Below are 14813 nucleotides of genomic sequence, written 5' to 3' on the forward strand. Positions count from 1 at the left end.
TCTGCATGGCGGAAATGAAACCCGGCCTGCCTTGGTTGAGTGCGAAGGCGGTCTTGTTTGATCTCGATGGGACCTTGGTCGACAGTGCGCCCGATCTGGCGGGGGCGCTGAACGAGATGCGGGTGGCTCGGCAGTTGTCGCCGCTGCCGCTGGAGATGTTGCGCCCCATGGTCGGCGCTGGTGCTCGCGGCATGTTGGGCGTGGGTCTGACCGTCGCACCCCAAGACGAGGGGTACGAGGCCTTGCGGGTCGAATTTCTCGATCGCTACCAGGCTCGCCTGACCCAGGAAACCGTCTTGTTTGATCGAGTCGCTGACCTGCTGGACGGCCTGTCCTCTGCTGGCCTGGCCTGGGGTGTGGTGACCAACAAGGCGGAGCGTTTCGCGCTGCCCTTGACCGAGGCCTTGGGTCTGAAGCAGCGTGCTCTGGCGGTGGTGGGTGGGGACAGCACGCCGCATGCCAAGCCGCATCCTGCGCCATTGCTGGAGGCGGCGCGTCGTGGCGGCATTGCCGCTGAGTCTTGCATCTATGTTGGCGATGATGAGCGGGACATCGTGGCGGGTCGTGCGGCCGGCATGCGTACGGTGGCCGCAGCCTGGGGATATCTGGGGCAGGGCGAGCCGGTTGAGGCCTGGAACGCAGATATTGTTTTAAATTCGCCGATCGAGCTCTTGCAAGTGCTGGGCTTGGCCTAAAATGTGATCTTCTGGGGCCGACCAGGTTTCGACGTGGGTGCGGATCCGGAGTAGGGCATGCCGAGCACCAGTCCGCTCGTAAAACCACTGGAAACAAAGTAACTGCAAACGACTCTACGTTCGCACTCGCCGCTTAATTGCGCGTGAGCTTCTCAACGGTTGGCCAATGGGCCGGGCTCAAGCCGCAAGGCAGAAAGCTGAGAAGTCATTCACATTGGCTGGTTGTCCGCCGGGTCACTCGGCAGGCAACAAGATTCAGTGACTGGCGGGAAAGTTAGCGTGCCGCTGCGCGAACTGACCGTGAGATTCAAATCAGACGGCTACGCATGTAGAACTGCCCGGTGATGGCTTGCGGACGGGGGTTCAATTCCCCCCGGCTCCACCAATATCAGGGATTCGGTTGTTTTTGACCTTCCTTCATCAAGGCCCCTGCTGCACATCGCAGCAGGGGCTTTTTTTTGCCTGGCGTCAGAGCCCGAGTGTATGAATGGTGCCTCGGGAGGGGCAATTGGCAGGGCTAGATCAACCCTTCTTGCATGTCCGGCTTGCTGCCATGCCTGTGCCCGTGGCACTTTTCACCCTTTGGTCATGCGGGCTGGCAATGGCACTGGATGCGGTTCAAATGCAGCGCTCAATCGACTCGCTGTGGCTGCGTGGATTGGCCTCAACAGGTCCGCCTCACGCCTGTGGTAGCGTGTCGCGCTTTGATGCGATCGTGACCCGGGGGGTGGTAGCTGGCCGTACGCATGCCGCGCCATCACGATTGCAGCTTTGGGTGTTTCCTGGATAGAAAAAGAGATTGCTTGTGAACAACAACTTTGCAAAGTCTGTGATTGGGTCCGTGGTGCTGGCTGCTGTGCTCTCTGGTTGCTCCAGTGAAACGCCTGAAAAGCTGGTGGGGTCGGCGAAGGGTTATCTTGAAAAGAATGACCGCAAGGCGGCTTTGATTCAGTTGAAAACGGCGATCCAGAAGAACGGTAATTTGTCTGAAGCTCGCTTCTTGCTGGCCAAGACCTTGTCTGAGATGGGCGATCAGGAGGGGGCTCTGATTGAGTTGAGCAAAGCCTCGCAACTGGGTTATCCAGACGAAGAAGTTCAGCCCTTGGAAGCGAGGGTGCTGATCCTCCAGGGCGAGATGGCCAAGATCGTAGAGAAATTTGCCAATCCGGTTCTGAAAGGGGCGGAGTCGCAGTCTGATTTGCTGACCTCCTTGGCGGTGGCGCATTCATCGCTCGGACATTTGACGGACGCGCGAAAGACGATCGATCTTGCGCTCAAGCTCTCGCCAAGAGATGTTCGGGCGCGTTTGACCGAAGCTCGTTTGCGCGCGGCTGAAGGGCGAGTCGACGAAGCCTTTGCGCAAGTCATTGAGCTGTCGCGTGAGCAGCCGAAGCGCAGTGACGTGGCGCTCTTGTTGGGGGAATTCCAAGAGGCCAAGGGAGATGTGCGGGCAGCAATTGCGTCCTATCGAAAAGCTGTTGACCTCGATTCGGTGAACTATGTAGCCCAAAGTCGCGCTTTGGCGGCGTTGATTGGGCAGCAGGATTACAAGGAGGCTCAGATTGTTTGGGAGTCGATGAATGCGAAGATCCCCAACAACCTCAATACTGCGTACTTCGGAGTCTTGCTCGCCTTTGAGCGGGGTGAGTTGAAGCTGGCGGAAGAGCGCCTCCAGCCCTTGTTGAAATATGGTGCTGCGAACGGCCGGGTCTTGTACTTGGCGGGTGCTGTGTATTTCCAGAAGGGTGCAATGACCCAGGCTGAGACCTATTTGGGTAAAGCCATGAGCACCAGCTTGGGTGAGGCGGCGCCAGGTGTTCGCACATTGCTGGCCCGTGTTTTGATTCGAATCGGCAATCCGGCCAAGGCCTGGGTGTTGATCCAGCCCTTGCTGGAGCGCTCGCCGGTGGATGCCGAAGCCTTGGCGGTGGGGGCTGAGGCCAGCCTCAAATTGGGGGAGTTCGCGAGGGCTGAGACACTGTTCAAGCAGGTGGTGCAGGTCAACCCGAACGATTCGCGGGCGCGGACCTTTTTGGCTGTCGAGCGCTTGAAGAAGGGGGATGTTGAGTCCGGGATTCAAGAGCTTCGGGCCATCTCCGAACGCGAGAAGGCTGTCACGGCAGACCTTGCCTTGATCAGTTCCTTGATCAGCAAGAAGGACTACGTGCGCGCCTTGGAGGCTGTGTCCAATCTGGAGAAGAAGGACCCCAAGAGCCCCGATGCGGCCAATCTGCGTGGGCAGATTGAGCTTCAGCGTGGCGATGTTGCGCGCGCGCGCGAGGCTTTTGAGGCTGCAATGAAGCTCGATTCACAGTCTTTCGTGGCAGCCCATAGCCTTGCGGATCTGGATGTGCGCAATCAGCGCGTGGATCTGGCGCTGGCGCGCTTTGAGCGCATGAGTGCCGAGAACCCGAAGAACATCAGCACTCGGATGGCTGTGGTGGGCCTTCGTGAGCAGATGGGAGCCAAGGCCTCGGACTTGATTGCTGTTCTGTCGGAGGTGGTCAAGGATCTTCCCGCGGAGGTTGCGCCGCGGGTGCAACTGAGTCGCTTCTACCTTCGCAGTGGCGACACGACCAAGGCCTTGGCTTTGGCGCAAGACACCATCACGCAATTGCCCAACCGCCCCGAGGGCTTGGAGTTGCTGGCGGATGCATATGCAAGCCGAGGTGATTTCATTCAAGCCGAGAACCAGCTGAGCAAGCTGATCTTGATGCAGCCCAAGTCGGTCAAGCCATTGTTGTCGCTTGCCAAGATGCATGTGGCCAACAACAAGTTCGATGCTGCAATTTCGGTGCTTCGTAAGGCCATGCTATTGCAGCCGGACCACCGGGATGTGCAGTCTGCACTGGTCTCGGTATTGGCAGGTTCAGGCAAGGCAGATGATGCCTACAAGTTGTGCCAGCAGATCCAAAAGAGTCATCCGAAATTGCCGCTGGGCTGGGCGTTGGCCGGTGACGTGGCTGCGTTCAAGAAGGACTGGGGTGCAGCTGTTGATTGGTATCGGAAGGCACTTCAGGTGGATGGGCGTCACACGGATGTGGCGATCAAGCTTCACAAGTCCCTGCTCATGGCCAAGGATGTTTCTGCTGCCGATTCGTTTGCTCAGCAGCGCTCTCAAGCCCTGCCGAACGATGCCATCTTCACCTTCTACCTCGGAGACGTTGCCCTGAGTCGAAAGGACTTCGCTCAAGCAGAGCGTTGGTACGGAGCGGTGCTCAAGATGCAGCCGGAGAATGTTGGGGCGCTCAACAACATGGCGTGGTTGTACAACAAGTCGAAACGCCCGCAGGCGAAAGAGCTGGCGGAGCGTGCTCAACGCTTGCAGCCGCGCAGCGCGGGCGTGCTGGATACCTTGTCTGAGATCCATTCGGATCAGGGGGACTTCGCCAAAGCGGTCGAACTTCAGCGCAAAGCCGTTGATTTGGATGGATCGGTTGCCAATTACCGACTCAATCTGGTCAAGCGACTGCTGGCGGCGGGGCAGAAGGATCAGGCCAAGTCCGAGTACGAGAAGTTGGGGCGCGAGCGGCCAGAGTACGCCAGGTCAGATGAATACCGGCAACTCGCCAAGAGCTTGTGATCCTTCAGGCGCTGCCTCCTTGGTGTGCGCCTGATTGGGGTGCTTGCAGTTTTTTTGGGGGGGGGGGGCAGATTTGAGGGTGTCGGAAATTTTTACGGATGCCCTGGTTGTTGTGAGTTCTGTCCTCGGCCAAGTTTGTAAGTTGTTGATTGTTAAATGAATTTCATTGTTGGCACGCCAAGTGCTTGCGATAGGGCAGGGAATGTCCCAAACCTCTTTTGGAGAAACACTCATGAACGCAGCAAAGAAAGTCCTCGCCGGCTTTGGTTTGATGGCAGCAGTGGCTTCCGCCAGCGCCGCTACCTTCCAGACCCCCGATGGTCTCCTGAATAACTTCGGTGGCTTCGACTGGTCGTCGTCGTCGTCCGTGCTCATCAAGAGCTACGACATTACCGCGCAGAACATTGGCTCTGGCTGCGCTGTCGGCGCTTTCGGCCCCAACTTCACCGGCGGCTGCACTGGCACGTCTGATGTGATCGACGTGTTCTACAACTCCTTCGCTGTGGCTGTTCTGCAGGCTGGTGGTGGTAACTTCGTGCTGCCCAATCTGGTGCAAGGCACCGGTGGTGCTGGCTACGAGATCACCGTGCGCGCAAACTTCCAAGAGAAGGTGACGTGCTTGAACTACAACTGCTCGCTGGTGTCGATCACTCCGATCACCGGTACCTGGGGCATCTACCTGGACAACACCCCCGACGCAGCCCTGGTTAGCCAGTCTGGTTTTGGTGACGGCGATCAAATCTTGGGCGGTTCTTTCACCGGTGGTCAAACCGTGGCCGGCCCACAGGGCTTTACCAATCCGAGCAGCGGCCTGACCAGCGCTTCGGTGAATGGCACGACCAGCTACACCAACAATGCCTACATCTTGCCCAACCTGAATGGCACCACGGTTCAGTCGACCCTGGGCTTCCTGGGCGGCACCAACGGTACCTGGACCCAGCCGACTTCTTGGCAAGGTAGCGGCTTCGGCGTGGGCGGCAACGGTCTGCCGGTCGGCGACAACACCGCTTTCATCGGCCAAGCTGATGCCAGCCAGTCCTTCTTCTTCAGCGTGCCTGAGCCGACTTCGTTGGCTCTGACTGGTTTCGCTCTGCTGGGCCTGGGCCTGTCGGCTCGCCGTCGCAAGCAAGCTTGAGCTTGTTTCAAAGCTGGCTTGGTCATTGATCAGGCTGGCTAGCAGCAAGATGAAAGGGGCGCTCTAGCGCCCCTTTTTTTGTTTTGAGTTCTCTTTTTTGTCGGAAGCGATAGCCACCCTTCCTTCATCCGTGCTGCGTCGGCGTAATGGTTGGCTTCGTGGTGATCAGCTCCTCAAGGGGGTGTCGCAGGGATCGCGAGGTGGCAGCGGGGCCCGAGCCCAGCCTTCCCATGAACACGGCGCGATTTGAGGCGTCCGTGCCCAGCAGGGCTTCAAGCCGGGCTTTCACCTCCTGGGCCAGGTCAATCACCTTCGTTTCCCTGGAGAACTTGCGGTTCTCGCGTGCGTAGCGTGCAAACACAAGCGGAGTGATTTCCGGCTGCATTTGTAAATTCAAGTGCGTGGATGTGAGCCAAAACCTCTGCATCGCACGGCCGGCGTCCACGAAGTCTTCGAGTGTCCGAGCTTGTTGTTTTGCCACCAGCACGTAGTGCGCGCCGCAGCGCAGGCCTGGGAGAAGGTCCAGCTGAATTCTTGGTGCCCATGTCCCAGCCAGAAATCGGTTGAAAAAGCGCACCCGCTCCCAGCTTCCCATGACGAACTCCATCAGGCGGGTCGTCATTGGGTCTGTGCCGAGCGCTTGTTCAGGAACTTTGCTCGTGCTGAACTGCTTGCGCCAGTCGATGATGTCGCGATGCACCTCGTAGGCCTCAGGGGAAGTCAGGCGGATCTTTGCGGAATGGAACATCAGCCAGGCGGTGTTCCAGCGGGCTTGGGGCCCTTCTAGCCACAAGATTTCGAAGCCGTCGCCGCAAGCCGATTCAAGTGATTGCTTCTGGCTCGCGGTCAGTGGGGTGGTACTCAAGGGTCGCCGTTGAACGCTTCGGCTTTGAATGCAGTCAATCAATGGGCTGCGTGTTGAGCTGTCGCTGGGTGAGAAATGCCAGTCAAATACTGGGCGAGCCTCGGGTGAGGATGCTCTGTGCGTGGACACAAGTCTCAATCCGTATTCGCTGGCGGCAATGGCTGCAGTTTCGATCAGCGCGCCCAGTGCAATCTGACTCGGGTGTCCATCCAGGTCGTAGACGCAATGTTCTCGGGTGTCGAAGCCGTGAACAACGACATCGTGAGGCCCGACGATTTCGAAGCGCCAAGGTTGCGTGTTGTCTCCGCTGGGCGCCCACCGTGCCAGGTCCAGAATTCGATGAATCACTGCGAGTTCGTTCATGTTGCAATCCTTGTCCGGCGCTGACGCCGCATCTCTGCATGCTGGCTGGATTGTCGGGTTTTCATAGGGCATCATGTTCGAAATGGAAACACGCTGCCACATTGCTAAAAGGTACTTTCATGAGTGCGCATTCTGAGTTTGACTATGGGCGGGCGTTTTCCCGAAACATTGGTTGGTTGACCGAGGCTGAGCAGGCACGAGTTCGAGAGGCTCGCGTTGCAATTGCTGGCTTGGGCGGCGTGGGTGGGGCGCATTTGTTGACCCTGGCCCGCTTGGGTGTTGGTGCATTTCACATCGCTGACTTCGACCAATTTGAAGTTCATAACTTCAATCGGCAAGTTGGTGCACAGATGTCCACTTTGGGTCGACCCAAAGCCGAGGTTCTCGCCGAAATGGCGCGAGAGATCAATCCTGAGGCTCATGTTGAGGCTTTTGCTGAAGGCGTTGCGCCCGAGAACCTGGATGCGTTTCTGTCGGGTGTCGATGTTTATGTCGATGGCATCGACTTTTTTGCTATCGAGGCGCGACGCATGTTGTTTCGGGCCTGTTATGAGCGAGGGATCCCTGCTTTGACAGCTGCGCCGTTGGGCATGGGGGTTGCCTTTCTGTATTTCAAACCCGGTGGCATGAGCTTTGAGGATTACTTCAAAGTCGAGGGGCGTAGCCAGCAGGAGCAATATGCGCGATTCATTGCAGGCCTTTCGCCTGCGATGTTGCAGCGAGGCTATTTGGTGGCGCCGGAGGCTGTGAATTTTCACGAAAGACGCGGTCCCTCCACCATGATGTCTTGTGACCTTTGTGCGGGGGTGATGGGTGTTTCAGTCTTGAAGGTCTTGCTCAATCGCGGAGCTTTGAAGGCAGCGCCATGGGTCATGCAGTTCGATGCCTACAAGCAAAAGCTGAGCTTCACTTGGCGGCCCTTCGGGAATGCCCATCCATTGCAACGCCTGCTTTTGTTGTTGATTCGGCCGCTGCTGAAGGGTGTGGGGCGGCCTCGCTCTTGAGATCGATGCGCCTAGGGTATGTCCTAGGTGGGGCCAATAGCTGCGCGATTTTGTGTACCACTGCCGATTTCAAGCGTGGGGGACGCTTATTTGCAGGGGCTGAGCCTAGGGTGCCATGTGGCATGATGCCGGAGGTTTTTTCAGGCTGCTTTTTAGCGTGGCGTCCGTCGCAGCACTGGCAGTGTTTGCCGCAGCCGATGAATTTGAGAGGACATACCTTGAACAAGATTCTTGCTTCGACCTTGCGCCGTGTTGGCCTTGTTTTCGGTGTTGCGGCATCGTTGCTGTTCTCCGGCTGCGCCAGCGTGGATGGCAAATTCCCGCCGGCACCCGCGAGTGCCACCAGCGGTGATTACAGTTACATCATCGGTGCAGGCGACTCCCTCAACATCATGGTCTGGCGCAATCCCGAGTTGTCGATGGTGGTTCCTGTCCGTCCCGACGGCAAGATTGCTGCGCCCTTGATCGACGAAATGGTGGTTCAGGGCAAGAACTCGGTCGCGGTTGCTCGTGAAATTGAAGCGCAGTTGGGCAAGTATGTGCGTGATCCGGTGGTCACGGTGATCGTGACCAGCTTCGTGGGCCCGTACAGCGAACAGATCCGCGTGATCGGTGAGGCTGCCCGTCCCCAGGCCTTGCCTTTCAAGCAAAAAATGACGGTGCTTGATGTGATGATCGCGGTCGGTGGACTGACGGACTTTGCAGCCGGCAACGAAGCCACCATTCTTCGGTCGGCCGACGGCGCTGGCAAACAATATTCCGTTCGCCTCAAGGACCTGATCAAACGCGGCGATGTCTCCGCCAATGTCGAAATGCGTCCGGGTGATGTGCTGATCATTCCGCAGAGCTTGTTCTGATCTCGGCAGTGCGAGTTCTCGCACTGGAGGGCTCGGTCCAGGTGGCTGGGTCAACGGTGCGAGATTGGCCTCGACGCGGGGCCCCTGCTTCTGTCCTAATTTTGGAACCCTAACTCGATGGACTTACTCATTGCGCAGCTGCAGGCGATCGCCCGGCGGGTGTGGAAATATCGTTGGACTGGCGTAGCCACCTCTTGGATTGTCGGCGTCATTTGTGCGGTGGTTGTTTGGATACTTCCGGATCGATATGAGGCCAATGCTCGTATCTTTGTGGACACGCAATCCATCTTGAAGCCCTTGATGTCGGGCTTGGCGGTGCAGCCCAATATCGAGCAGCAAGTCACCATGCTGAGCCGAACCTTGATCAGCCGTCCGAATGTTGAAAAGCTGGTTCGGATGGCTGATCTGGATTTGAAGAATCAGTCCAAGGCACAGCAAGAGGCCACCATTGAGAAAGTAACCAAGAGCCTGTCGATCCAGAGCACGGCTCGCGACAATCTGTACACCTTGGCCTACCGCGACAATGATCCTGAAACTGCCAAGCGGGTGGTTCAGTCTCTGGTCTCGATCTTCGTGGAATCGAGTCTGGGCGCCAGCCGCAAGGATGCGGCTACGGCCACCTCCTTCATCAACGAGCAGATCAAGTCGTACGAAGCCAAGCTGGAGGAGGCCGAAAGCCGCCTGAAAGAGTTCCGCCTGCGGAACATCCAGAACATGTCAGGTGACGGCAAGGATGCTGCCAGCCGACTGGGTGAACTCAGTGCTCAGTTGGAGCGTGCTCGTCTGGAGTACCGTGAGGCCGTCAATGCGCGCGACGCCGCCAAGGCCCAGCTGACTCAGGAGCGCTCCGGAAACACGAGCTCGCCCGTCAAGGCCTTGTTGCAAGAGGGGGACGCCGTGGTGGCGACGCCCGAGATCGACTCTCGCATCGATGCCCAGCGTCGCAACCTTGACGCCTTGCTGCAGCGCTACACCGATCAGCATCCCGATGTGATCGGAGCTCGTAAGCTGATCAAAGATCTGGAGTCGCAGAAAGCCAAGGAAGTCGCTGAGTTGCGAAAGGCAGCTGCCGCAGCGGCGGCTGCGCCCGCACCATTGGGTGGTAACAGCGGCAGCTTGGCCTACCAAGAAATGAACCGCTTGCTGGCCACCAGTGAGGTTCAGGTGGCAGCGCTCAAGGCTCGTGTGGATGAGTATTCTTCGCGTTATGCCCAGGCTTTGTCGGCAGTCAAGACGGCGCCCCAATTGGAGTCTGAGGCCGCGCAACTCAATCGTGACTATGCCATTCACAAGAAGAACTACGAGGACCTGGTGGCGCGTCGCGAATCGGCTTCAATCACTGGTGAGTTGGACGTCGCGTCCGGTGTTGCGGACTTCCGTCTGATCGATCCTCCGCGCGCCAATCCCAAGCCCGTCGCGCCCAATCGTCTCTTGCTGTTGGTGGGTGCATTGCTGGTTTCCCTTGTGGCCGGCGTGCTTGCCGCATTTGCCGTCAGCCAGTTGCGCCCGGTTTTCCATGACACCTTGGAAATGCGTGCTCGTCTGGATGTGCCAATCTTGGGTGTGGTGACCCGCTTGGTGTCCGAGGCGGACAAGCGCAACCAACGTTCCGACCTGATCCGCTTTGGCGCAGCAACCGGTGGTTTGGTGGGAATGTATGTCCTGGGCCTGACGGCGCTGGCAATCATGTTGAGCAGGCAGGTGGTCTGAGATGAGCAGTCTGATTGAACAAGCGGCCCAGCGACTGGAGCAGCTGCGGCAAGCCGGCGTGGTGTTGCCCAATGATGCGCAGGCCATGCCACAGACCAACCCCGTTTCTTTTGCCGGCGATGGCACAGACTTGGCCTCGCTGGCTGTGGCTACGGTCCAGGCCAAACCGGAGGAGTTTCATGCCTCGTCCAAGCGGGTCGATCTGGATTTGGAGGCTTTGGCTGCTCAAGGCTTCTTGACACCCAATGCGGCGCGCTCCCATATGGCGGATCAATATCGCGTCATCAAGCGCCCTCTGATCAAAAACGCCATGGGCAAAGGCGTGGCCAGTCTCAATCATGGCAATCTGATCATGGTGACCAGCGCCTTGGCGGGCGAGGGCAAGAGCTTTACGTCGCTGAATCTGGCATTGAGCATTGCGGCGGAACTGGACAACACGGTGATGCTGGTGGATGCCGACGTTGCCCGTCCCTCGGTTTTGCGCATGTTGGGTCTGCCTCAAGGCCCGGGTCTGCTGGACGTGTTGGAGGAGTCGGTGGACATGTCCAGCGTCCTGCTTCGCACCAATGTTGACAAGCTCACCTTGCTACCGAGCGGCACGCCTCATGCCCGCGCGACCGAACTCTTGGCCAGCGATGCCATGAGCCATCTGCTGGACGATATGGCGCGGCGTTATCCCGATCGGATCATCATTTTTGATTCGCCGCCGCTGCTCTTGACCACAGAGTCTCGCGTTCTGGCATCGCATATGGGGCAGATCGTGGTGGTGGTTCACGCTGAGAAGACGGCACAGAGTGCAGTGCAGCAAGCTCTGGCGACTATCGAATCCTGCCCGCTGAAGATGCTGTTGTTGAATCAGGCCAATGCGAACAGTTCGGGCGGCTATGGCAGTGGTGGCTACGGCTACGGCTATGGCTATGGCACCGAAGATACGGCCAGCTGAACTCATGCCGATTCGAAATTTTCATGCGCGGGAGTGGGGCTTGCAGCCGGGAGTCGTGGCCGTGGCTTGCCTGCTGAGCGCGTCTGCCGTTTGGGCGCAGGACGAATCGGGGGCGTCGAGCAAGCTTTCGACCTCGGGGCGGCCCTCGGTTCTGGTGGAGCCGCGTTTTGGGGTCATGCAGACCTGGACCGACAACAATCGTCTGAGCCGCACCGATAAAGACGCGGCGCTCCTGACGACCTTGACACCCGGCATCTCCATCAGCACGACACGCGGTGCCGTGCGAGGCTCGCTGGACTATTCGCTCAATGGCATCGTTTACACAAAGAGCGAAGAGAAGGCCCGCGTGCAACACAGCTTGGCGGCGAAAGGCGTGGCTGAGCTGATTGATAGCTTGTTCTTTGTCGATGCAAGCGCGAGCATTTCGCAGCAGGCTGCCTCGGCATTTGGCGTCCAAACCGTGGATCCGTCGCTGGCCAATGCCAATCGACGTGAAACTGCCACGGTGAGCTTGTCTCCGCGTTTGCAAGGGCGTCTTGGCAGCCTTGCCAACTTCGAGTTTCGGGCCAACACCTCGGCCACGAATGTCTCAGACGCCGTCATTGGTGACAGCCATGCCAATGGAGGCAGCTTGCGCATCAGTCGCGCGGGGCGCGCGGCGCTGATGTGGTCGGTGGATGCCTCGACTCAGAAGTCCAGCTTCAAGACGGGGGCGCAGAACCGGGTCAGCAGTGTGACCGGCAGCCTGAACTACAAACCCGATATCGACTGGCAACTGGGTGTGCTGGCCGGACGTGAGCGCAGTGATTTGAAGGATTTCGTGCTGCGCAACAGCTGGACGTATGGCGCCAATCTCAGTTGGACACCTTCGCTGCGCACCAAGGTTTCGGCGGATTTCCAGTCTCACGATTACGGCGACTCGTTCACTTACAACCTGGAGCACCGCTGGTCGCGTTCTGCCCTGCGCTTCTCGGATTCACAGTCCGTCAACGCGGCGAGCTTCCAGAACGCCGGCGCGCCGCGCAGCAACTACGACCTGTATTTTTTCCAGTTCGCCTCTTTGGTGCCTGATCCGGCGCAGCGCGATGTGTTTGTGCGCAATTTTCTGCGCGCTCAGGGTTTGACGCCCGATGCTTTGGCCAACAGCGCCGTGGTTGACACCGGCCCGACTGTGCTCCGCAACCAATTGCTGTCCTACACCCTGCAAGGGGTGAGAACCACCATCACGACGACCGCCAGCCGAAGCAACAACCGGCGCTTGGCCTCAGCCAGCGCGAGTGCTGGTGATTTTGCCGCCACGGGCCGTGTGCTCCAGCGCAGTCTCAGCTTGAATGTTTCGCACAACCTGACGCCCACGTCGAGCGCCGTGCTCAGCGTCTTGCAGCAGGAGAGCGAAGGCGATTCGGCGGCTCAGACCACCACGCTGCGATCCATTTCGGCGAGCTGGAATTGCCGACTCGGTACCCGGACCAACTTCACACTGGGCGCGCGAGCTGCGCACTCGGGCGGGTTGATTTCCTATCGCGAAAACGCCATGTTCGCCAACCTCGTCCAGCAGTTCTGAGCCATGTACGAATCCTTTTACGGGTTGAGCAGCAAGCCGTTTCAGCTCAGTCCTGATCCCAACTTCTACTTTGGCAGCAAGCAGCATCGGCGCGCCAAGGCTTATCTGGACTACGGTGTCCTGCGCAACGATGGTTTCATCGTCATCACTGGGGAGATCGGTGCCGGCAAGACCACCCTCTTGCGTGGTCTGCTGGACAGCCTGAATCGCAGCAATGTGGTGATCGGCAATCTGGTCACCACACAGTTGGACGCGGAAGACACGCTGCGCATGGTCGGCTCGGCCTTTGGTGTGCGCCTCAAGGATCTGCCCAAATCCGAGATCCTGATGACGCTGGAGGCGTTTTTTGTCAGCCAGACCACGCAGGGCAAGCGCTGCTTGCTGATCGTGGACGAGGCGCAGAACCTCTCGGCGCGGGCCGTGGAAGAGCTGCGCATGCTCTCGAACTTCCAGTTTGGCAACCAGTCTTTGCTGCAGACCTTTTTGGTCGGCCAGCCTGAGTTCCGCGGCATCCTGCAGCGGCCCGAGATGGAGCAGTTCCGTCAGCGCGTGGCGGCGACCTGCCATATCGGGCCCTTGGATGAAGACGAAACCAAGGCCTATATCGAGCACCGGCTCAAATGCGCAGGCAGTACCGGCAAGCCGACCTTCGATGCTGATGTATTCCCGCTGATTTACAAAACCAGCCAGGGCATTCCGCGTCGAATCAATTCCCTGTGCGATCGTTTGTTGCTGCTGGGTTTCATGGGCAACAAGGTCAATTTGACCCTGCATGAACTCCATGATGTGCTCAAGGATATTGCGCAAGAAGCACAAACACCCACTCAGGTGGTGGGTGGCGGATCGGACACAGGTGTGGGTAAATTCCTGGATACCGATCAGCCCATCGATTTCTCGCGCGTCAAACTTAATGCCGACGAGGTCAACGGTTTGAGTGAAGAGCTGTCGAACCTCAGCCAGGGTCATTTTGCAGAGCGCTTGCAGCGCCTGGAAAACGGCCTGCAGCGACTGGAACGCATCAATTTGCAAACCCTGAGCTTGCTGCAGAAGCTGGTGGAAGCGGTCCGGACCCACTGAGCTTGCTTTTGCCCCGTTTGCGCACTCTGTCACAGAGCTGTCGCAAGGGCAGGGCAGAACCGGGGCTTCGTGGCCGATATCGGTGTGCAGTGTCTGAAGATTTTTAATAAGCCAACAAGAGTGGGTGCGCAGAGTCTCATGTCTGAACAAAAAGCCATACGGAATGCGATGACCGTGGATGTGGAAGATTACTTCCAGGTCTCGGCCTTCGCGCCCTATATTGCGCGTGGCGATTGGGAAGGCTGTGAGTGCCGGGTGGAGCGCAATATCGAGCGCATCCTGGCCCTGTTCGCCCAGCATCAGACCAAGGCCACGTTCTTCACCCTGGGCTGGATCGCCGAGCGCTACCCGCAGGTGGTGCGCGATATCGTGGCGGCCGGCCACGAACTCGCCAGCCATGGCTACGGCCACGAACGCGCCAGCGATCTGAGCCCGCAAGCTTTCATGCAGGACGTCGTCCGTGCCAAGAAGTTGCTGGAAGATCTGGGCGGCCATGAGGTGATTGGCTACCGCGCGCCGAGTTTCTCGATCGGCAAGAGCAATCTCTGGGCCTTCGACACCTTGCGCGAGGCTGGCTACCAATACAGCTCCAGCGTCTACCCGATTCAGCACGACCATTACGGCATGCCAGATTCACCGCGTTTCGCCTACCCGGTGCGTGAGGGTTTGCTGGAAGTGCCGGTCACGACCTTGCGGGTGATGAACAAGAACCTGCCGTCCAGCGGCGGTGGCTATTTCCGCCTGCTGCCTTATTCGGTGTCGCGTTGGCTGATCCGTCAGGTCAATGCCCAGGATCAACAGTCCGCCGTGTTCTATTTCCACCCCTGGGAAATCGACGTTGATCAGCCGCGTGTCGCCGGCATCGACAGCAAGTCGCGCTTCCGCCACTACGTCAATATTGCGCGCACCCACGACCGCATCGGCCGCCTGCTGCAGGACTTTGCCTGGGGTCGCATGGACGAGATCTTCCTGGGTCGACGCACCGCGGCGCTGGCCACCAGCGCAGTTGCAGCCTGA

11 protein-coding genes and 1 other RNA gene are annotated in these 14813 nt (G+C 58.6%); 11 read left to right on the forward strand and 1 reads right to left on the reverse strand.

The features are described 5' to 3' along the window. The first annotated feature begins 5 nt into the window (after positions 1 to 5). From gph to pepA, 4 genes are all read left to right on the forward strand, one after another. The gene (gene gph / locus C1O66_RS22485; RefSeq protein WP_243392932.1) at positions 6 to 695 is read left to right on the forward strand and encodes a phosphoglycolate phosphatase; all 690 of its coding nucleotides are present in this window, start codon (positions 6 to 8) and stop codon (positions 693 to 695) included. 13 nt (positions 696 to 708) lie between these two features. Continuing rightward, positions 709 to 1080, forward strand: a transfer-messenger RNA (tmRNA) gene (gene ssrA, locus C1O66_RS22490). Between the two features lie 420 nt (positions 1081 to 1500). Beyond that, on the forward strand, positions 1501 to 4278 hold the full coding sequence (gene prsT, locus C1O66_RS22495; RefSeq protein ID WP_165794742.1) for an XrtA/PEP-CTERM system TPR-repeat protein PrsT: 2778 nt from the start codon (positions 1501 to 1503) through the stop codon (positions 4276 to 4278). Positions 4279 to 4510: 232 nt separating this feature from the next. After that, positions 4511 to 5413 carry a flocculation-associated PEP-CTERM protein PepA gene (gene pepA / locus C1O66_RS22500; RefSeq protein ID WP_165794743.1) on the forward strand — a complete coding sequence of 301 codons (903 nt, stop codon included), beginning with the start codon at positions 4511 to 4513 and terminating at the stop codon, positions 5411 to 5413. 124 nt (positions 5414 to 5537) lie between these two features. Here the strand turns inward: pepA and C1O66_RS22505 are convergent, their stop codons facing one another. Continuing rightward, a complete protein-coding gene (locus C1O66_RS22505) occupies positions 5538 to 6641 on the reverse strand; it encodes a nitroreductase family protein (protein WP_102770231.1) in 1104 nt (367 codons plus the stop codon). A 119-nt stretch (positions 6642 to 6760) separates the two neighbouring features. Here C1O66_RS22505 and C1O66_RS22510 point away from each other — a divergent pair, with 119 nt between their 5' ends. From C1O66_RS22510 to C1O66_RS22540, 7 genes are all read left to right on the forward strand, one after another. Then, positions 6761 to 7645, forward strand: coding sequence for a ThiF family adenylyltransferase (locus tag C1O66_RS22510; RefSeq protein ID WP_102770232.1), 885 nt, complete (start codon positions 6761 to 6763; stop codon positions 7643 to 7645). 218 nt (positions 7646 to 7863) lie between these two features. Next, on the forward strand, positions 7864 to 8502 hold the full coding sequence (locus C1O66_RS22515; protein ID WP_223696563.1) for an XrtA/PEP-CTERM system exopolysaccharide export protein: 639 nt from the start codon (positions 7864 to 7866) through the stop codon (positions 8500 to 8502). Between the two features lie 117 nt (positions 8503 to 8619). Beyond that, the gene (locus C1O66_RS22520; protein ID WP_102770234.1) at positions 8620 to 10212 is read left to right on the forward strand and encodes an XrtA system polysaccharide chain length determinant; all 1593 of its coding nucleotides are present in this window, start codon (positions 8620 to 8622) and stop codon (positions 10210 to 10212) included. Between the two features lies 1 nt (position 10213). After that, positions 10214 to 11155: an XrtA-associated tyrosine autokinase gene (locus tag C1O66_RS22525; RefSeq protein WP_102770235.1), complete on the forward strand. Its 942-nt coding sequence runs from the start codon at positions 10214 to 10216 to the stop codon at positions 11153 to 11155. A 4-nt stretch (positions 11156 to 11159) separates the two neighbouring features. Next, positions 11160 to 12719, forward strand: a complete 1560-nt coding sequence (locus C1O66_RS22530) for a TIGR03016 family PEP-CTERM system-associated outer membrane protein (RefSeq protein ID WP_165794744.1) — start codon at positions 11160 to 11162, stop codon at positions 12717 to 12719. 3 nt (positions 12720 to 12722) lie between these two features. Next, positions 12723 to 13796 carry an XrtA/PEP-CTERM system-associated ATPase gene (locus C1O66_RS22535; RefSeq protein ID WP_102770237.1) on the forward strand — a complete coding sequence of 358 codons (1074 nt, stop codon included), beginning with the start codon at positions 12723 to 12725 and terminating at the stop codon, positions 13794 to 13796. A 138-nt stretch (positions 13797 to 13934) separates the two neighbouring features. Next, on the forward strand, positions 13935 to 14813 hold the full coding sequence (locus C1O66_RS22540; RefSeq protein ID WP_102770238.1) for an XrtA system polysaccharide deacetylase: 879 nt from the start codon (positions 13935 to 13937) through the stop codon (positions 14811 to 14813).

The organism is Paucibacter aquatile (assembly GCF_002885975.1).
GTDB lineage: Bacteria > Pseudomonadota > Gammaproteobacteria > Burkholderiales > Burkholderiaceae_C > Paucibacter_A > Paucibacter_A aquatilis.

Bases quoted from the DNA above. Each gene is read 5' to 3' on its own strand.
- gph (WP_243392932.1), top strand. From the start codon at position 6: ATGGCGGAAATGAAACCCGGCCTGCCTTGGTTGAGTGCGAAGGCGGTC.
- pepA (WP_165794743.1), top strand. From the start codon at position 4,511: ATGAACGCAGCAAAGAAAGTCCTCGCCGGCTTTGGTTTGATGGCAGCA.
- C1O66_RS22505 (WP_102770231.1), bottom strand. From the start codon at position 6,641: ATGAACGAACTCGCAGTGATTCATCGAATTCTGGACCTGGCACGGTGG.
- C1O66_RS22510 (WP_102770232.1), top strand. From the start codon at position 6,761: ATGAGTGCGCATTCTGAGTTTGACTATGGGCGGGCGTTTTCCCGAAAC.
- C1O66_RS22520 (WP_102770234.1), top strand. From the start codon at position 8,620: ATGGACTTACTCATTGCGCAGCTGCAGGCGATCGCCCGGCGGGTGTGG.
- C1O66_RS22525 (WP_102770235.1), top strand. From the start codon at position 10,214: ATGAGCAGTCTGATTGAACAAGCGGCCCAGCGACTGGAGCAGCTGCGG.
- C1O66_RS22530 (WP_165794744.1), top strand. From the start codon at position 11,160: ATGCCGATTCGAAATTTTCATGCGCGGGAGTGGGGCTTGCAGCCGGGA.
- C1O66_RS22535 (WP_102770237.1), top strand. From the start codon at position 12,723: ATGTACGAATCCTTTTACGGGTTGAGCAGCAAGCCGTTTCAGCTCAGT.
- C1O66_RS22540 (WP_102770238.1), top strand. From the start codon at position 13,935: ATGTCTGAACAAAAAGCCATACGGAATGCGATGACCGTGGATGTGGAA.